Source organism: Bacillus sp. KNSH39 (assembly GCF_052656585.1).
In genome coordinates this window covers 1,434,584-1,452,183 of sequence record NZ_JBQXYO010000001.1, presented here as the reverse complement: position 1 = coordinate 1,452,183, position 17,600 = coordinate 1,434,584, and the positions used below count along the sequence as shown (strand labels likewise).

20 protein-coding genes and 1 pseudogene are annotated in these 17,600 nt (G+C 34.4%); 18 read left to right on the top strand and 3 right to left on the bottom strand.

From position 1 onward, the window contains the following. Positions 1-16 precede the first annotated feature (16 nt). Entirely contained in the window at positions 17-928 is a 912-nt protein-coding gene (locus tag ACUL40_RS07345) for a DMT family transporter (RefSeq protein WP_445422843.1), read from the top strand. 18 nt (positions 929-946) lie between these two features. Here the strand turns inward: ACUL40_RS07345 and ACUL40_RS07340 are convergent, their stop codons facing one another. Then, positions 947-1,414, bottom strand: a complete 468-nt coding sequence (locus tag ACUL40_RS07340) for an NUDIX hydrolase (protein WP_445422844.1) — start codon at positions 1,412-1,414, stop codon at positions 947-949. A 96-nt stretch (positions 1,415-1,510) separates the two neighbouring features. Between ACUL40_RS07340 and ACUL40_RS07335 the strand changes: the two genes are divergently transcribed. From ACUL40_RS07335 to ACUL40_RS07295, 9 genes are all read left to right on the top strand, one after another. Beyond that, complete coding sequence (locus ACUL40_RS07335) at positions 1,511-1,918, top strand: DUF3980 domain-containing protein (protein WP_042990604.1); 408 nt, start codon at positions 1,511-1,513, stop codon at positions 1,916-1,918. 17 nt (positions 1,919-1,935) lie between these two features. Further along, a complete protein-coding gene (locus ACUL40_RS07330; protein ID WP_016122751.1) occupies positions 1,936-2,406 on the top strand; it encodes a GNAT family N-acetyltransferase in 471 nt (156 codons plus the stop codon). A gap of 48 nt (positions 2,407-2,454) precedes the next feature. Further along, positions 2,455-3,345 (top strand): AraC family transcriptional regulator, encoded by an 891-nt coding sequence (locus ACUL40_RS07325; protein WP_445422845.1) that lies wholly within the window; start codon positions 2,455-2,457, stop codon positions 3,343-3,345. Between the two features lie 24 nt (positions 3,346-3,369). Further along, positions 3,370-4,317, top strand: a complete 948-nt coding sequence (locus ACUL40_RS07320) for a serine hydrolase domain-containing protein (RefSeq protein WP_063220514.1) — start codon at positions 3,370-3,372, stop codon at positions 4,315-4,317. Between the two features lie 207 nt (positions 4,318-4,524). After that, positions 4,525-4,893, top strand: a complete 369-nt coding sequence (locus ACUL40_RS07315) for a hypothetical protein (protein WP_000838688.1) — start codon at positions 4,525-4,527, stop codon at positions 4,891-4,893. Between the two features lie 65 nt (positions 4,894-4,958). Beyond that, positions 4,959-6,044, top strand: a complete 1,086-nt coding sequence (locus tag ACUL40_RS07310; RefSeq protein WP_059303694.1) for an FtsX-like permease family protein — start codon at positions 4,959-4,961, stop codon at positions 6,042-6,044. A gap of 5 nt (positions 6,045-6,049) precedes the next feature. Next, a complete protein-coding gene (locus ACUL40_RS07305; RefSeq protein WP_065212574.1) occupies positions 6,050-7,312 on the top strand; it encodes an ABC transporter permease in 1,263 nt (420 codons plus the stop codon). Beyond that, complete coding sequence (locus tag ACUL40_RS07300) at positions 7,312-7,983, top strand: ABC transporter ATP-binding protein (protein WP_063220517.1); 672 nt, start codon at positions 7,312-7,314, stop codon at positions 7,981-7,983. Before ACUL40_RS07305 ends, ACUL40_RS07300 begins: the two co-directional genes overlap by 1 nt. Before the next feature lie 166 nt (positions 7,984-8,149). After that, a complete protein-coding gene (locus ACUL40_RS07295) occupies positions 8,150-9,187 on the top strand; it encodes an SDR family oxidoreductase (protein ID WP_065212575.1) in 1,038 nt (345 codons plus the stop codon). A gap of 59 nt (positions 9,188-9,246) precedes the next feature. On the opposite strand, the gene ACUL40_RS07290 is transcribed toward ACUL40_RS07295, so the two are convergent. Further along, positions 9,247-10,038 carry a DUF4240 domain-containing protein gene (locus ACUL40_RS07290; protein WP_000449122.1) on the bottom strand — a complete coding sequence of 264 codons (792 nt, stop codon included), beginning with the start codon at positions 10,036-10,038 and terminating at the stop codon, positions 9,247-9,249. 196 nt (positions 10,039-10,234) lie between these two features. Between ACUL40_RS07290 and ACUL40_RS07285 the strand changes: the two genes are divergently transcribed. Together ACUL40_RS07285 and ACUL40_RS07280 are read left to right on the top strand one after the other, a co-directional pair. After that, positions 10,235-10,702 carry an NUDIX hydrolase gene (locus tag ACUL40_RS07285; protein ID WP_017674163.1) on the top strand — a complete coding sequence of 156 codons (468 nt, stop codon included), beginning with the start codon at positions 10,235-10,237 and terminating at the stop codon, positions 10,700-10,702. Next, a complete protein-coding gene (locus ACUL40_RS07280) occupies positions 10,703-11,368 on the top strand; it encodes an alpha/beta hydrolase (protein WP_121868300.1) in 666 nt (221 codons plus the stop codon). Positions 11,369-11,413: 45 nt separating this feature from the next. Here the strand turns inward: ACUL40_RS07280 and ACUL40_RS07275 are convergent, their stop codons facing one another. Then, positions 11,414-13,357, bottom strand: coding sequence for an elongation factor G (locus ACUL40_RS07275; RefSeq protein WP_229175087.1), 1,944 nt, complete (start codon positions 13,355-13,357; stop codon positions 11,414-11,416). A 265-nt stretch (positions 13,358-13,622) separates the two neighbouring features. Between ACUL40_RS07275 and ACUL40_RS07270 the strand changes: the two genes are divergently transcribed. From ACUL40_RS07270 to ACUL40_RS07245, 6 genes and pseudogenes are all read left to right on the top strand, one after another. Continuing rightward, on the top strand, positions 13,623-14,051 hold the full coding sequence (locus ACUL40_RS07270) for a MarR family winged helix-turn-helix transcriptional regulator (RefSeq protein WP_000204162.1): 429 nt from the start codon (positions 13,623-13,625) through the stop codon (positions 14,049-14,051). An 18-nt stretch (positions 14,052-14,069) separates the two neighbouring features. Continuing rightward, positions 14,070-14,708: a nitroreductase family protein gene (locus tag ACUL40_RS07265; protein ID WP_000185392.1), complete on the top strand. Its 639-nt coding sequence runs from the start codon at positions 14,070-14,072 to the stop codon at positions 14,706-14,708. 46 nt (positions 14,709-14,754) lie between these two features. After that, positions 14,755-15,048 carry a putative quinol monooxygenase gene (locus tag ACUL40_RS07260; protein WP_000583805.1) on the top strand — a complete coding sequence of 98 codons (294 nt, stop codon included), beginning with the start codon at positions 14,755-14,757 and terminating at the stop codon, positions 15,046-15,048. Between the two features lie 212 nt (positions 15,049-15,260). Then, on the top strand, positions 15,261-15,536 hold the full coding sequence (locus ACUL40_RS07255; protein ID WP_000503633.1) for a TIGR04197 family type VII secretion effector: 276 nt from the start codon (positions 15,261-15,263) through the stop codon (positions 15,534-15,536). Between the two features lie 40 nt (positions 15,537-15,576). Continuing rightward, positions 15,577-15,939: a DUF3958 family protein gene (locus tag ACUL40_RS07250; RefSeq protein WP_229175086.1), complete on the top strand. Its 363-nt coding sequence runs from the start codon at positions 15,577-15,579 to the stop codon at positions 15,937-15,939. Further along, a pseudogene (locus ACUL40_RS07245) lies at positions 15,936-17,596 on the top strand (T7SS effector LXG polymorphic toxin). Before ACUL40_RS07250 ends, ACUL40_RS07245 begins: the two are co-directional and overlap by 4 nt. Positions 17,597-17,600: the final 4 nt, after the last annotated feature.

The window sequence follows — 17,600 nt, the reverse complement described above, 5'->3', positions numbered from 1 at the left end:
GGAAGGGGAGATTCGGATGAAACGATGGCAAATGGAATGGCTCCTAGTATCAGTTGCATTAGTATGGGGAGCAAATTATACAATAGGAAAGTATGGAGTGGCATATATGTCATCCATTCAATTTAATAGTTTACGATTTTTAGTAGCATCACCGGTATTATTACTTATTACATTTTTAATGGAACGCTCATTACGTATTGAAAGAAAAGATTGGTTACGATTAGTAGCAGTCGGTATCGTTGGTACGACAATGTATCAAACGATGTTTATGCTATCTGTGAAATATACTTCAGCAACGAACGCCTCATTATTAATTGCGATGTCACCTATTTTTACAGGGATATTAGCAGTATTGCACAAACAAGAACGTTTTTCGATGAAAGTACAAATTGGTTCAATAGTAGCGTTTATTGGTGCAGCATTCGTTTTATTAACAGGACATACAGGAGGAACTACTTACGAATATGCGTGGCTCGGAAACATAATTGGATTAGTCGCAGCGATTGCGTGGGGATGGTATCCAATATTAGCGCAACCTCTTATTACAAAATACTCCGCAATGAGAGTCACATCTTGGTCTACTTTAATTGGAATTGTACCTCTCGTTGTATATTGTTTATTCAACGTAAACACATTAACGTGGCCAGTAGACATGCCAAGTTGGGGGGCACTAGCATATTCAATCGTCTTCGCGACAATCTTCGGACTTGCGATGTGGTATGTCGGTATTAGTCAAATAGGCTCAACGAAAGTAATGGTATATATGTATCTTGTACCGTTGTTCGCAGTTATTTTTGCGGCAGTAACTATCGGAGAGCAAATCAACATGATGCAACTCGTTGGCGGACTTATAATCTTTATCGGCTTATATGTTGTAAAAAAGGGTGGAATTCAAAAGCCAGCTCTCAATTTGAAAAAAGTAAGTTAACAATAAAAAGGATCTCTTTCATATAGAAGGAGATCCTTTTGGTTTTTGTAATAAAAGCGCTTGTTCAACAGCCCATTTTTGATGATCATGAAGTAAATATTCTATAGCATGTAATGGAGACATCCACCTTAAAACATGATCCTCCTCACAGTTTCCAGTTCGTTTCTGCACCATGTTCGCGATATAAAAGAACCCGTCATTTAAATAATAAGTATCTTCCTTTTCCGCATAAAAATATCGCATTGCATTACCGATATATTGATTAATTTCAATTGCCCATCCTAATTCCTCTAGTAGTTCACGATGTAAGCATTCATCTTTTGTTTCGGTACCTTCCATACCGCCACCAGGTAAAAAATAACGGTCTCCTTTTTGGATAATAGCAATGTTTGAAGAAGTTGAGTTAAAAATAATTGCATAACAACTAGGCCGTAATACATATTGCTCAGTAGGCTTTTTATAACCAAAAATAAGTTTAGATATCATAAGACACGTCACCTCTCTATAAAATACACAAAAGGAATAATAAGGTAAAAATAGAATTGTATAAGTATAATCTTACGAGATTGGAGTGATAACAAAATGATAAATCGAAAGTGTTCGCGCTGTAAAGAAATTACAGGTACATTGCACGGTGGTAAAAAAATTAAGGAAGAATTTCTATGTGAGGACTGTTTGCAAAAAGGAATTGCGAGTGGGGAAATCGAATTATCACAAGTGGAAGAAAAACAAACTTCATATCTTTCTATAAAAATATTAAAAATAATGAGTGTGATTTATTTAATAGGATCAATTTTAATGGCTTTTTCAACTGGTCCATTTATACATAATCTTGGGTTTGATGAAATATCTATTTCGGGATCGGAATTAGGTTTAATAAGTATTGTTATGTTAGGTTCTATATTTCAGTCAGTTCTTGTATTTTGCGGGATATGGGTATTTATCCTTTTAGTAGAAACAGTCATTAAAATTTATGAAAAAATGAAGTGAGTGAGAGGGAGAAACGTATGCGAGTAAGAAACATCCAAGGGGAAGATTATGTAAAGATTCATTCTGTTTTAAATGATTGGTGGGGCGGGAGAGACATGGCTGCCATGTTGCCAAAATTGTTTTTCGTTCACTTTCAAGAAACGAGTTTTATCATTGAAGAAGATGGCGAAACGTTAGGTTTCTTATGCGGATTCTTTTCGCAAACGCATAAAGAGGAAGCGTACGTTCATTTTATCGGGGTAAATCCGAAGTATAGAAGAAGAGGAATTGCATCGACATTGTATTCATATTTCTTTGATGTCGCACGTGCAAATAATTGTAAAGTTGTAAAAGCAATTACGTCACCAGTTAATAAAAAATCGATACAGTTTCATCAAGAAATCGGTTTTCGAATTGAGGCTGGGGATGATGAGATAGAGGGTGTATCGGTACATACAAATTATGATGGGAACGGCGGTAGTAGAGTTTTATTTTTGAAACATGTGTAAAAGTAGGCTAGCGAAAAGTTAGCCTTTTTGTTGTGAGGAGCTAGAAATATGGAGAGTAAACAAAGTAGAAATGAATACTTACAACGCATTTATAAAGTGCAAGATTATATAGAATCAAACATGAATGATTCACTTTCAATTGAAGAGTTAGCGGATGTAGCAGGATTTTCAAAGTTTCATTTTCATCGGATTTTTAAGGGGATAGTAAACGAGTCATTATCACAGTATGTAAACCGATTGAAGTTAGAAAGGGCAACACATCTACTTACATATCGGACAGATATGACGATTACAGATATTGCGTATCACTTCGGATTCACAGATTCAGCAGTTTTCTCCCGAACATTTAAGAATTATTACGGCGTAAGTCCATCTCAATATCGAAACGACAATAGCAAGAATTGCAAAGACGTAAGAAGAACTTCTCAATACAATGAATGTAAGAAGGTTCGAGGAAATGTTGAAATTGTAACAGCGGACGATATAAACGTCGCATACATAAGACATATCGGTACATATGGAGAGTTAACTATAGCTTTTCCAAAAATGATAGAAAAACTATTTCATTACGCAGCTAAGCAAAACTATCATGTATTTGATGATATTAAAGTATTAACCATTTACCACGATCATCATGAATTTACTGAGGACTATCATTTAAGAACAAGTTTATGTATAACAATTCCGGAGGCGTCCGCAATAGAAACGAACGACATAGGAATAATGGTAATACCTTCAGGCAAGTATGTAGTAGGACATTTTGAAATATTTCAAAATGAATATAAAGGAGCATGGGATTTCTTATACGGTGAATGGCTGCCAAATAGCGGATATAAACCGAGAGACTCGTATCCTTTTGAAGTATATAGAAATGATCCAAAGCAGCACCCGGAAAATAAACATATAGTTGATATATATGTACCTATCGAACCTTTTTAATTATAGGTTAAAGGGGAAGGAATAATGAAAACTGCTGAAAAGTTAGATCAAATTATACAAGAAGAATATAAAAATATGAATGGCATGTTAGTAGTGCAGAAAGGTAATGTTGTTTTTGAAAATTATTATAATGGTTACAGTCCAGATAATGCGTTTCATGTAGCGTCAGTTACAAAAACGATAATCTCTGCGTTAATTGGGATATGTATAGATAAGGGCTATATAAAAAGTGTTGATCAAAAAGTAATAGAATTTTTCCCGGAATATAAATGTAAGGAATCTGAAGTAACCGTACGCCATCTTCTAACAATGACAGCGCCATATCCTTTTGTAGACTGGCAGGAACCGTTAGAAGAACTATGTACACAAGAGGATTGGGTACAGCATACACTTAATAGAATGGGGAACGGTGGAGAAATTGGATCTTTTAAATACTCATCTGCAGGAGCGCATGTACTATCAGCAATTATTACGAATGCAACAGGGAAAAGTGCACGTGAATTTGCGAATGAGTACTTATTTCAACCACTGGGCATGAGCGAAATTCCAAACTACAATACGAAAGCATTTGGGTTCGATGACTTATTCGGAAAAGATGTGAAAGGATGGGTTCACGATCCAAATGGTATTTCGACGGGCGGCTGGGGAGTAACGTTAACGGTTAGGGATATGGCTAAGTTTGGACAGATGTATTTGAATGAAGGTATTCATAATGGAAAACAAGTTCTATCAAAATCATGGATAAAAGAATCGACAGAAATGAACCAAAATCAATATGGTTACTTATGGTGGTTACGAGAAGAAGAGGGTGTCTATTCGTATTGTGCAATGGGTGATGGTGGGAATATGATTTGTTGTATTCCGAAGCAGGATTTGGTTGTAGTAATTGCTTCTGAAATTATGCCGAATGCACGGGATAGATGGGAATTGATTGTGGAATATATTCTTCCTTGTATACGGTTAAATAAATAATTTTAGTAAAAAGATGGTGTGAATTGGAGCTTCATACCATCTTTTTGTTTTATGACGGAAATTTCAGGGGAATGTAAGAATTGCGTGAATAAATGTAAATATTAGACTTTATCGATATATGGTTATTTTTTTTATGTATAATGAGGACAAGGCCTAAAAATACTTAAATATTTAAGTGAATATTTTAAAAAGGGAGATTAAGAATATATGAAAAGCCTACTTCAAAAAACTTTAGCTGTTATAGGATTAACTGCTTCTTTATTAGGTATGGTTTCTTCCGTTTCATTTGCTTCGATTAGTTGGGATAATAATGCAACGTGGACAGGAAGCGGAGCAAAAGCTAAGGCAACTGCCTATACTGCGAAAAAGAACGAACCTCATTTTTACAAGATGACTGTAAGAGCTAGCTTTGATGATGGGACTTCTAAAGAGTTAGCATTGTATGATGCTAAAACTTCAGATCGTATAAACGTTAGCGTTGCATCCAAAGGACCGGTGACCAGAGGTTATTCGGGTCATGAATGGATAATGGTAGGGGATAGTGCGTACACTTCTAAGGAAATGGTAATTAAATAAAAATCAACAAAAACCGTGAAAAAGGATAAATACCATTTTCACGGTTTTTAAAATGAGGAGGATATATGAATCTAGTATTAAAAGAAATAGTGGTGAACAAAACAATATTCATTATGTTATTTATTGGATTTGTATTGACAATATGGCCAATCCTGATTGCAATATCGACGCGAGATTATTATGATGAGAAATTTTATGATAGTAAGAATGGTTATTTTAATTATTACTATTCTGTTCGACTTACTAATATGGGGGAAATCAATTTCGAACAATTTCAGACGTTAGTAGAATCTGATTTTAAAAACGCTAGCGTTATTACAAATGATATTCGTATTACTATTCCGGATATCGGCCACGTAATAATGAATGGTCTCCTTAATAAAAATTGGTCTCCACCTTTACTAAAAGGTTCTCAGATGGGACAAGATGAAAAAAATAGTGTAATAGTGGGGAAGAAAATTTATAAGGATATGGAAACAATAAAATTATTTAATAAGGAATATACAGTTAAAGGCGTAGCTGGAGAAAATACTGGATATGAGTATAATATTAAAATTTACGTCTCTCTAAATGACATGCCAGATGAAGTGAAACAGATGATACAAAAAGATAATACATTCCAAATGATTGTTCGTTCTAACGAAAACCCTATCAAGGAAATAGAAACTTTCATACAGCATATGAAACAGAACAATAAAGATATAAATGCCAAAGTAATTAGTGAAAAAGAGAACTATGAGAAGGAAAAAAACTCAAGTGAAGCCGTAGAAGAGTTACTCAGTTTTCCATATAGGCTTTTATGTATAGCTTTCATTACCAGTATAATAGTAAGTTATTATTGGATTTATACGAAGAAAAAAAGTTTGTCGTTAAGGAAAGCTTTGGGAGCAAGTAATGTAAATCTTTTTATTTTTATATTTAGTCAATTATTTTTATGTGCAATCACTGCATCAGCCTGTGCAATATGCATACAATGGATTTTTAGCATTTTGAGTGAAAGTATTATAGAGTTTACAAGCTATAATATTAGTTTACAGTCTACTCATATTGTAATGTGTGTATTTTTTTCACTTACTATAGCTTTCATTCTCTCTGTAATACCATTTGTATATGTGCTTAAAAGTGAACCTGCTAAAGCATTAAAGGAGTAAAAACGATGAGAATAAAAAGTGCGTTCCTAGCATTAAAAAAGAGGTTTCTATTTTCCGTATTTCTTCTAATACAGATTACATTTGGATTAGCAACTATAACGAGTTCAATTAATGTGTTTTATAATTTACACTATCTAAACGATAAATCCAGCTCGGTATTAAATGGGGATAAAACATATTTAGTTACTTTTGAAATGACGACAGATAGATTACAAAGCAATCAATTTAATAAAGAGAAAATTCAAGCGGTTTATAATACAATTTATCAAAATAAAGATGTGATTTCGTATGGTACATACGAGGAGCGAGTTATTGAAATAGAGTCAAGTAATAGACCATTTCAAAACAGTATGATTACTGATTTGAAAAATAAAACGTTTCATGACGAAAGACCTACTATTAAAACAATTTTTGTAGATGAAAATTACTATAAAATGTTACATTTACCTTTAAAACCTGAAGAAGGTTTCGCGCATGATGACTTTCAAAAAAATAATGAAGAAAAAACAAAAGTTTTAATGGGTTCTTACTTTAAGAAATATTTTCAAGTTGGGGATACAATTAATAATCAATATACAATTACAGGGTTTTTGCCAGAAAATAAATTTATCGTAAATAATAATACGACGAACACATATTTGAAGTTGGATTACGCAATGATAATGCCTATGTCATTTGATAGATTTGAAAAATATGAAGCAATGTTTTTAAGGCTACATCAAAGTACAGTTTTATATTTACAAAAAGGTGCAGATGTAAAGAAACTAGAAGAATCAATTCAACTTAAAGGAAACGGCGGTACGTTTCATTTAAAAAGTTTAGGTGATGAAATAAATGAAGATGTTACTCTTAACGGCTATTCTGAAATACCTCAACTTATAGTAGGAATCTTATTCATTGTATTCTCGATTGTCGGAATTGTAGTAACGACCATTGTTTCTATCTTGATGAGAAAGCGGGAATTTGGTATAAAAATAGTTTTTGGCGAAAGTAAATTTGGAATGTTTATTCAAATTGTTATAGAAAACATTATTGTAGCAATAGTTGGCTTAGGAATGTCAATAGCTTACTTTTCATGGAGGTATGGGGTTCTATTACAAATGTCGAAGGATTTAAAGGAAGCAACGGTATTAGACTTTAAATTGGATATGCCTATATTGTTTTTAGTATTTCTTTTCTTATTATTGATTATCATTGTCTCGAATGTAATTGTCTTTTTGTTTATTAGAAAGCTCGAACCGAAAACATTAATAGGTGGGATGGAATAATGGGGTTAATTGAACTAAAAGATATTAAGAAGGTGTATAGTAATAAGAATTACAATACGTTCGCGTTAAACGGTATAAATTTAACGATAAATAAGGGCGAAATTATAGCGGTAATGGGGCGATCAGGCTCAGGGAAGAGTACATTACTAAATGTTATCGGGCTAATTGATATGCCAAATGAGGGTGAATATACGTTAAATGGAAAATCATTAACTGAAATTAGAGCAAATAAAGTTCATAAAACAAGAAATGAAATGATCGGATTTATTTTTCAATATTTTGCATTGTTAAAAGAACATACTGTACTGGATAATGTAGTGCTACCACTCACATATAGAAAGTTAAAGCAACGGGAAAGAAAAAATAAGGCGAAGTTCTATTTAGAAAAAGTAGGTTTAAAAGAACATATGCATAAAACACCTGACGAGCTATCAGGTGGACAACAGCAGCGAGTCGCAATTGCAAGAGCGTTAGTAGGTGAACCAGAAATAATTTTGGCTGATGAACCGACAGGGAATTTAGATAGAAAAACAGGAGAAGAAATTATGGATCTATTATTACAACTGAATGAAGAAGGACGAACGATTATTATTGTAACGCATGATATTGAGGTAGCAAATAAGTGTAATAGAATTATTGAGTTAGTTGATGGGGAAGTTGTGCGGAGTTAGTAATTCAATAATTATATCTAATGTAAGAATCCGTATTGATTAATTTTTCAAAATGGATTCTTTTTATTTGTAGGATTAAAGTAAAATAACAAATCCCCCGTAACTTTTTATGATAGAAATTCGTTTAACAAAAGAAAGGGTTTTTAATGATGAATGGGGGAGAACCATGAAAATTCTAATTCTAGGTGGTACACGTTTTTTAGGAAGAGCATTAGTAGAAGAGGCTTTAAAAAGAGGGCATGAAGTTACAATATTTAATCGCGGAACGAACAAAGAAATTTTTCCTGAAGTAGAGCAATTAATCGGTGACAGAAATAACGATGTATCAAGTTTAGAAAATCGAAAATGGGATGTTGTCGTGGATACATGTGGGTTTTCTCCACATCACATTCGGAATATTGGAGATGTCTTAAAAGATAATATAAAACATTATATATTCATCTCAAGCCTTTCCGTATATAAAGATTGGATTCCGCATGACATAAAAGAAGACTATATATTACAACCTGAACCAACGGAAGAGCAAATAAAGGGTGTAGAGAATGGTGAAATATCTCCTTATGAGCATTATGGCGCACTGAAAGTATTATGCGAAAAAGAAGCAGAGAAGTATTGGCCGGGGCGTGTTTTACACGTAAGAGCGGGACTTCTTTCGGGAATGTTTGATTATACGGATCGACTTCCATACTGGATTGGGCGTATAGCAAAGGGAGGAGAAGTGTTAGTTCCAGGAAGAAAAGACCGTCCAGTGCAGATAGTTGATATAAAAGATGTTGCATACTTTGGACTCAACATGGCAGAAAACAATAAAGCAGGTATATTCAATGTAACAGGTCCGAATGATGAATTGACGATGGAAGAGCTATTAAATACGTGTAAAAAGGTTACGAATAGTGATGCTGAATTTGTTTGGGTAGACGAATCGTTTATGAGTGAACATAATGTGCAGCCTTGGACAGAAATGCCTTTGTGGATTCCAGAAACTTTCCCATTAGATGGTGAGACGAAGCCGTGGAGAGGCGGGTTTTCTATTTGTATCGAAAGTGCGGTTAATGAAGGGCTTACTTTTAGAAGAATAGAAGAGACAGTTACAGATGTGTATGAGTGGATGGAGAGTACGGAAGAATGGGAATTAAAAGCAGGTATTTCAGGGGAAAGAGAAAAGGTGTTATTGGATAAGTGGTATGAAAGAAAGAGAGTTTAAATAAGAATCTTGTGAAAAAAGGACTCTGTTTATTGGTTAAACAGAGTCCTAATATGAATCTACCACTCAATCGGTTCTTCCCCATACATCTCCCATAGCTTAGGAAACATCTTTTTTAAACCTTCTTCATCGTCTTCATCCCAGTCAAATTCAAAATCAACATCGTCGAATTCTTCATTAGATAAGACATGGTAAAGTGTAAAGTAAGTATCATCTTCGTCACCAGTTTTTTCTGCATATACAGTGAAACCGAAATATAAAGAAAGTTCTTCTATTTCTGGAACGTCATACTCACTCAAATTTTCTAATACAGGAATTAATCGTTCTGGATCTTCAATACAAGCTTCGTATGTCTCTTTTCCTTGATATAATAACCATCCACGGAAGTAATCAAAAGGATCATCTGAACAGCCACCCATAATAATATAAGCGGCTGCCCATAAACGGGAGGTATAGGAATCTTTTAAAATACGATGCATATGCGTATCAAAAGCAACAATTTCATGTACTGTACGTTTAGCAAGGTGAGAAGTAAGCCATTCTATTTGTTCTTCTTGGTCCTCACCTTTCGTTTTTGCACGAGCGAGTAGTTCCCAAAATTCTTCTTCGGTTATCGTCTTTTCTTTTATGTAATCTTCCCCTTGAATAGGGTCTATATATCCTTTTTTACGTTTGGAAGCAACTAGTTTAGTAGCTTCTTTCATACATTCTTCTTCTGTTTCAAACTCTTTCGCTTTTACACTACCAGCTGTGCCAATTTTTCCGTAAAACACAACGTAGTCTTTTTCTTTCACAACGATTTTCCAAAACTTATTTGATTTCTCAGTTTGCTGGATTAATAACGTTTCCATCCGTACCCCCATAATGTTTTCTAGTGTGCAATGTGATTGTAACATATGTATATATACTTGTAATGATGAAAAACAAAAGTTTGGAAAATTCGAAAATGATTGAATGAAGTGGATAAATTTAGTAACCTTATTCGTACAGTAATTACATAATCGTTTTGTAATAATTAAATATTAATTATATAAGGGGGCATTACGGATGGATCTTACGTTCAAAGTTGAAAAAACATGTTTTAACTACCGCGTCGGAGCAATTTGTAAACATGATAATAAAATACTTATTCTTCAAAACAAAGGGGAAGATTATTGGTATGTACCCGGTGGTAGAGTAAAAATGCTAGAGAATAGTGAAGATGCATTAAAACGAGAGCTTGCGGAAGAGATAGGTGTTCCTATTAAAAGGAAAAGGTTAATATGGTCAGTAGAAAATTTCTTTACACTTTCTGAGCGAAAGTTTCATGAAATTAGTTTTTATTATGAAGTAGAGCTACATGAGTTACCTGCGAGTGGAGCGGATCAATATATTTTGGAAGAAGAGGGTAGAACGTATTTGTTTAGATGGGTGCCAGTAGAAGAACTGCATACATATAACTTACAGCCTGCATTTATAAAAGAGAAAGTAAAGGATGTATCAGTTCACACAGAACATATCGTATTACAAAAGTAAATGTATTCGGAGGGGAAAATGGTGAAGGGAACTAAAAAAGAGGTACATATAAATGACAAAGTAATTTATTACACACATATCGAAAAAGGTTCTAGTACCGTTTGCTTTATGTTTTCAGGTTCAGGATACAATTATGATAAGCCGTTATTTTATTACGCGACGATGTTAATGCTTGAACATAAAATAGATGTTGTACATATTCATTATTCTTATGATGGACAATTAATGAATAAACCAATGGAAGAAGTAACGAAAGTAATGATGGATGATATTAATCCGGTAATAAATGAAGTATTAAAAGATGAGCAATACAACGAGACTATGTTTTTAGGGAAGTCACTCGGAACAATTCCGATTGCAAATGATTTAATGAGGAGAGAAGAATTCGCGCAGTCAAAAATGATACTATTTACACCTTTACTGACGTTTGATACAATTTTTGATTCTATCTTACATAGTCGACACGAAGGGTTTTTAGTTATTGGGGATAAAGATCACCAATACAATGCAGGTCAAATTGATCAGTTATATAAAACGAATTTACAGATTGAAGTTGTCAAAAATGTAAATCATTCTGTAAATGTTGGGGGATATGAAACGGAAAATTCAATTGAGGCTATAGCGAAAATAATAGGAAAACTTAAAGAAGTTGTTAGGACAAACTAACCTATTAATACATGCAAAAGAGGTGCGAATTGCACCTCTTTTACTTTAATAAGCCTTCAAAACATGAAGTAAATAATCCTTACGATTCAGCGGATTATAATCAACACGTTTTCGAGTAGGGAAGGGAGCCATAAGCTTTGTGAAACCAGCTGGCCTCGTTGTAAATATGCCTTCTCCTTCTGTAAATGAATGAAGCATGCGTTTAAAATTCTCTGTTTTCGCAACAGGTAATGATCCTGTTAACTGGTAAGAGTTATTACTTAATATAGGCTCTCTAAAAGTTGCTGGAATAGTAGCAAGTTTATACATTGCGGTACTAATTGCTTGCTTCGGTACAGTTAATTCAAACTCGTTTACTGGTTCATATACATATGTTTCAGCTTTCTTTAAGGCATCCATTAGTACGAGTGGTGTTAAGTTTCTAAAATCACTCGCTGTTGTAACAGGACTAGCATAACCAGTATGTGTTAACGTGACAGAAATGTCCGTAACTTCCCATCCGTATAAACCTTGTTTTAACGTTTGAAATACAGTATCTTCAATTGCTTTATGAAATGCTAAAGGTAGTGAGCCAAGTTCAACGCCTAATTTATATGTTATGCCAGAATTAAGTTCACCACGTTCGACTTTGAATCCAACTGTTGCGTAAAAAGGATTCGCTTTTTCACCCATGACTTCAACGGAATTCCCAATGCCAATTGGTTTCTCCATACATACAACTCGCGTACTTGAAAAAGTAACCTGCAAATTATATTTCTCATAAAGTGTTGTTTCGATAACCTCTTTTTGTACTTCACCGAAAAGGCGAATATAAAGTTCATTATGAATATCATCTTTCCACACTTTAATGAGCGGATCTTCTTCACATAGTTCCATAAGTGCAGCGTATAAATCATGAATTCGTTCTTTTGGTACTGCATTGATGGCTGCTTCCATTTGTGGTTCGGCAAAGTGAGTATCTTTTATATAATCCGTACGTTCACCGATAATATCACCAATTTTAATATCATTCAGTCCCCACACTTTACAAAATTCACTGCTAGGAACGGTAGTAGTTTGAACGGCATCTCCATTATGAAATATGCACATTTTTTTTATCTTTTCCTTATGTGGTAGAGACTCATCGCGCTGTATATCAACATATTTTCTAACATGTAAGCTACCTGAAAAAACTCTTATATACGCAACCTTTTCTCCAGAAGGTTCACGTTCAATTTTAAAAACAACACCAGATAATGGTTCCTCTTGTGCCGATGTAAGAGCTGGCATTAGGGGCGGAAGTTTTTCAAGTATTTCAGTTACTCCTATACCTGTCATTGCTGAACCGAAAAAGATTGGATACACATTTGCTTGCTGTATTTGCTGTTCTAGTTTTTCTCTTAATAGTGCGTCCGGTATTATTTCGTTATTTACATATGATTCAAGTAACGATTCATTAAATGGTGCTAACAGTTCCATACAATCGTCATATGATTTGTATTCAATGATCCGGGCTTCTTTCGTTCCTTCGTTTAGAACAGAGTAGAAGGGGAATGCTTCATTTGAAAGAACCTCTTTTATTTGTTTCATAACTTTTTCAGTGTTTGCGCCACTACGATCAATTTTATTAACGAATAAAATAGTCGGTATGTTTAGTTTCTGTAATGTTCGCATTAAAATTTTTGTTTGTGCTTGCACACCTTCAACGGCAGAGATAACTAAAATCGCACCGTCTAGAACGCGGAATGATCGCTCCACTTCAGCGATAAAATCAGCGTGTCCAGGTGTATCAATGACATTTACTTTTACATCATCAATAAAGAAAGAAACGACAGATGCTTTAATCGTAATGCCGCGTTGTCTTTCTAATTCCATTGAGTCAGTTTGTGTATTACCACTATCTACTCGGCCAATTTCTTTAATCACATTCGTTTCATAAAGAATACGCTCAGTCAAACTCGTCTTGCCAGCGTCTACGTGCGCGACAATCCCTATATTTATTGTTGTCATTTATGAATATCCTCATTTCATTTTCCATTTTCATTTCCTCATTTCTATTTGTGTATTGCCGCATTATCAATCACTCTCCAGTCATTTAAATTATTACTATTATAGTGCAATTAACATTATTTGTAACGCTACAAAGCGCCTTAATTTGGAAAAAATAAAATAAAAACAAAATGCTTGCATTCTAAATCGATATAGATTATATTAATTGACATATCAACTATTGATACATCAAATGTTTTTATTTTGATTTTAAAGGAGGGTTAATTTGACAAGTTCATGCTCAAAAGAAGCGATTATTTTATATAAATTACACTTTCTAAATAAAGAAGTAAGTTCGAAATTTGAAGGGTGTACGGGTATGAGCCAGTCTCGATTAGAGCTTATACTTCAATTATTTGAAGTAGGTGAAATTAGTCAAAAAGCACTTCAGCAAGAAGTGAATATTGATAATGCTGCGATAACAAGGCATTTAAAGCAGCTTGAGGCCAATGAAATGATTGTAAGACGTAAAAATCCAGATGATAACAGAATTACGTTAGTTTCTCTTACTGAAGAGGGGCGAAATAAAATTCAGGCGTTTCAAGAAGAAAAAGAACGTTTTGCAGCATCTGCATTTAAAGGATTAAGTGAGGAAGAACGCGATAATCTTTTAAATATGTTAAATCACATTCAAGAAAATATAAAAGAATTATAAAAAAGGGAGAATACAACTATGACTAACTCAGTAAAAACAAATGATTTTAACGAAATTTTAACAGGACGTCGTTCAATTCGTAAGTACGACCCTTCAGTGAAAATTAGCAAAGAAGAAATGACAGAAATTCTTACAGAAGCAACACTTGCACCATCTTCAGTAAACATGCAACCATGGAGATTCGTAGTGATTGAAAGTGACGAAGCGAAAGCAACACTTGCGCCACTTGCGAAATTCAATCAATCTCAAGTAGAAACGTCTTCAGCAATGATTGCTTTATTTGGTGATTTAAACAACTTTGATAACGCAGAAGAAATTTACGGTACAGCAGTAGAGCGTGGACTTATGCCAGCAGAAGTAAAAGAAGATCAAATGAAAAAACTTTCAGCTTACTTCTCTATGGTTACACCAGAAGTAATGAAAGATACGGTATTAATTGACGGTGGTCTTGTAGCAATGCAATTTATGCTAGCAGCTCGTGCGCACGGTTATGACACTTGTCCAATTGGTGGATTTGAGAAAGATCAAATCGCAGAAGCATTTGGACTAGATAAAGAAAGCTACGTACCAGTTATGTTAATTTCAATCGGGAAAGCTGCAGACAGTGGTTACCAATCAGTACGTCTTCCAATTGACAAAGTTGCTGAGTGGAAGTAATCTAATTAGGTCATAGAAATATATGGAATATGAAAGGGGAAACACCATGATTATTATTCACGCAATATTTCAAGTAGACCCAGCAAAACAACAAGCATTTTTAGAAGAAATTCAGCCACTCATTCATGGTTCAAGAGAAGAAAGTGGAAATGTATCTTATGATTTATATAAAGATACAGAAAAAGAAAGTGTTTATACGATGGTAGAAGTATGGAAAGATGAAGCAGCAGTTGCGAGCCATAATACGAGTGAACACTTCACATCTTTCGTTAGTAAAGCAGCACAATTTTTAACTGCTCCGCTTAATATAAAAGCTTATAATGGAGAATTAGTAAAATAATAAGGTAGAAAAAGATGACTTTAGCATATGGCTGAAGTCATCTTTTTTGTATAAGTAGAATCCATTTTGGACTCAGTTATGTTGATAGATAAGCGTTGCTCGTATCCTCAGTAACAGTGCTGAATTGTATGTTAAATTCGAACATTCGGTTTATTGGGATATTTTTCCGTGGTATAATTTTCTTGTAAATAAAAGGTAGAGAGGAGCAAGTAATGGGAGAATTTCAAAGTAATTTGCATACGGCAACGCAACTTGCAACGAAAATGAGAAATGCTTCAGATAGAATGAAAAGTGCTACTAGTCGCTCTATAAATAAGGCAACGCGTACTACACTATCTGCGAACTTCAAGGCACAAGAAGCAAATCAACAAAATTTACAGATCACGAAACAATTTTGTACTGCTTTTCAACAAACAATTGATAATATCCATTCCGTAGCAAATGAATTTGAGAAAATGGATACCGGACTTCAAAAGACTTTTCAATAATGTAACGGCCTACGTAAAGGGGAAAAGGTAGGGAGAAAAGATGAGTCAAGAAATTGAAATGAGAATCAGTCAATGTAATCAAAAATTACGAAGTATATTTGAAGAGCAAAATGAAAACCGAATTGCGTTGCAAAATCAAGAACGAGCTGAGGCTAGTTTTCATGAATGGAAAAATAGAAGTAATCGTTTATTTAACCGAATACTAGAAACTTGGCACGGCGACAAAGAAGTGTTTCACCTTTTTACGAATATGCGGCAAGAAATCGGACAGTATGAAAGAAAACTTACATTCGAATTAGAAAATGAAAAAGAGACGTTGCTTAAAGAAAAACGGCATCTCAGTGAGAAAGAAAACGACCTTTCCTATGAACAGCAGCAACTACAAAGGGAGGCCAATACATGAGTTTAAACATGTATTTGGGAGAAGTACAAAGTCAAACTCAAAGTATGAACGCTATATGTAATGCTACGATTCAAAGTATGGAACAAGTCATTCAATCTATTGATGCCTTTGCGATAGACACAGTATTACAAGGACAAACATACAGTAGTGCAAAATCCTACCTTGTCCAAACATTTCGGCCATTAGCGCAAGGAATTATATGCTTATGTGAAGAATTAATTCGCCAAAACGAAGCATTTCCAAATGAGTTCCAAGCGAAAGTTGCTTCGACAGATGTGATTGAACAAGAAATAAGAGAACAAATAAGGGAATTAATCAATCGATTACAAGTATAGAAGCAATAGAAGTACTTACACCAATGCCCGGAGTAGGTGCAATTGTAACGGTATTAGGTGCAATGAGAAAAAAACTGGAAGAAAAACTAGAGCATTTATATGAATTCAATCATTCATCCAGCAACAACTACAGCACCGCCCTCCAATTAGCAGCTAGCATCACAGCCGGACTCTCTGAAGTGCAAAGCGGGAAAGGATTTAGTCCTGTGAGTGGTACGTTTAGTACACAAGGGTTGAATATGGATTGGGTGAGTTCGATTCAGGGGATTATAGAAGAAACAGCTCGAAAAAATGATCAGTCAATTAAAGATATAGAAACAAATAACATAATTGAGAAGAAATCTCCGGTTAGAAATGCTTGGGACGATGCGACAGACAGTATAGTTGGCACGTTTGAAACAGCGAAAAAGATGTGGGAAGCTATTGGTGATGAAATCGAGTCCGCAATAGCTTTAAGTAATATGGACATAGGAACTTTTATTAATGTAACCTATGCACTTTTCCATTTGGATGAAACTGCAAAAAATATGTGGCATGCATTTTCAAATAAAATAAAACGAGATATGATAGAGGGAGATGCAGAGAGTCGTACAGAATTGACTACCTATGGATTAACACAAATAGCTACCACAATATTAGGCGATAGGGCAATAAATAAAGTAGGCCATATCACAAAAGGAGCAAAAGCATCAAGTGGAGTAAGTACATTTGCTAATGCAGTAAAACTAGCAAAAGAATTGAAGCCTACGCTTGAAATGTTACAATCATTTAAGAGAGAGGCTTCCTATGCATTCTCTAGTGTTGGTGGAACTATCATAACCAAAATACCACAAGGTGAATTGATAGAAGCTTATTATAAGTTTGCGAAGTCTAAAGATGGTGGTAAGGGTACGGTTAAAATTGATTACGATTTAGCTAAAGATTATATTAGAGATGTAGAGTCAAAAACAGGATTGAAGCTTCATAAAAACCAAGTAGAACAATTAAAGGCTGCTCTAAGGGAACATAAGTATGAAAAAATGACGCCATTGGAAACGTTAAAACACAGAAATAAATTTAACAGTGTGAAAAACAAATTGATAAGTGAATGGGAAGAAAAAACAGGGCAAACATGGCCAAGATATACTGAGGAAGTTTATGATAAAAAAGGTAGAGTAGTAAGGGATATTGGGCAACCCTATGATGCGCATCATATTATAGAGAATAATTTTGGTGGGCCTCATGAATGGTGGAATATACATCCAGCTAAATTTCCTGATGAACATCAGGCAGGAATTCATGGTAAAGGGTCACCATCAAATAAATTATTTCCAAGGAGGTAGTTTT

Bases quoted from the DNA above. Each gene is read 5' to 3' on its own strand.
- ACUL40_RS07345 (WP_445422843.1), top strand. From the start codon at position 17: ATGAAACGATGGCAAATGGAATGGCTCCTAGTATCAGTTGCATTAGTA.
- ACUL40_RS07340 (WP_445422844.1), bottom strand. From the start codon at position 1,414: ATGATATCTAAACTTATTTTTGGTTATAAAAAGCCTACTGAGCAATAT.
- ACUL40_RS07335 (WP_042990604.1), top strand. From the start codon at position 1,511: ATGATAAATCGAAAGTGTTCGCGCTGTAAAGAAATTACAGGTACATTG.
- ACUL40_RS07330 (WP_016122751.1), top strand. From the start codon at position 1,936: ATGCGAGTAAGAAACATCCAAGGGGAAGATTATGTAAAGATTCATTCT.
- ACUL40_RS07325 (WP_445422845.1), top strand. From the start codon at position 2,455: ATGGAGAGTAAACAAAGTAGAAATGAATACTTACAACGCATTTATAAA.
- ACUL40_RS07320 (WP_063220514.1), top strand. From the start codon at position 3,370: ATGAAAACTGCTGAAAAGTTAGATCAAATTATACAAGAAGAATATAAA.
- ACUL40_RS07315 (WP_000838688.1), top strand. From the start codon at position 4,525: ATGAAAAGCCTACTTCAAAAAACTTTAGCTGTTATAGGATTAACTGCT.
- ACUL40_RS07310 (WP_059303694.1), top strand. From the start codon at position 4,959: ATGAATCTAGTATTAAAAGAAATAGTGGTGAACAAAACAATATTCATT.
- ACUL40_RS07305 (WP_065212574.1), top strand. From the start codon at position 6,050: ATGAGAATAAAAAGTGCGTTCCTAGCATTAAAAAAGAGGTTTCTATTT.
- ACUL40_RS07300 (WP_063220517.1), top strand. From the start codon at position 7,312: ATGGGGTTAATTGAACTAAAAGATATTAAGAAGGTGTATAGTAATAAG.
- ACUL40_RS07295 (WP_065212575.1), top strand. From the start codon at position 8,150: ATGAAAATTCTAATTCTAGGTGGTACACGTTTTTTAGGAAGAGCATTA.
- ACUL40_RS07290 (WP_000449122.1), bottom strand. From the start codon at position 10,038: ATGGAAACGTTATTAATCCAGCAAACTGAGAAATCAAATAAGTTTTGG.
- ACUL40_RS07285 (WP_017674163.1), top strand. From the start codon at position 10,235: ATGGATCTTACGTTCAAAGTTGAAAAAACATGTTTTAACTACCGCGTC.
- ACUL40_RS07280 (WP_121868300.1), top strand. From the start codon at position 10,703: ATGTATTCGGAGGGGAAAATGGTGAAGGGAACTAAAAAAGAGGTACAT.
- ACUL40_RS07275 (WP_229175087.1), bottom strand. From the start codon at position 13,357: ATGACAACAATAAATATAGGGATTGTCGCGCACGTAGACGCTGGCAAG.
- ACUL40_RS07265 (WP_000185392.1), top strand. From the start codon at position 14,070: ATGACTAACTCAGTAAAAACAAATGATTTTAACGAAATTTTAACAGGA.
- ACUL40_RS07260 (WP_000583805.1), top strand. From the start codon at position 14,755: ATGATTATTATTCACGCAATATTTCAAGTAGACCCAGCAAAACAACAA.
- ACUL40_RS07255 (WP_000503633.1), top strand. From the start codon at position 15,261: ATGGGAGAATTTCAAAGTAATTTGCATACGGCAACGCAACTTGCAACG.
- ACUL40_RS07250 (WP_229175086.1), top strand. From the start codon at position 15,577: ATGAGTCAAGAAATTGAAATGAGAATCAGTCAATGTAATCAAAAATTA.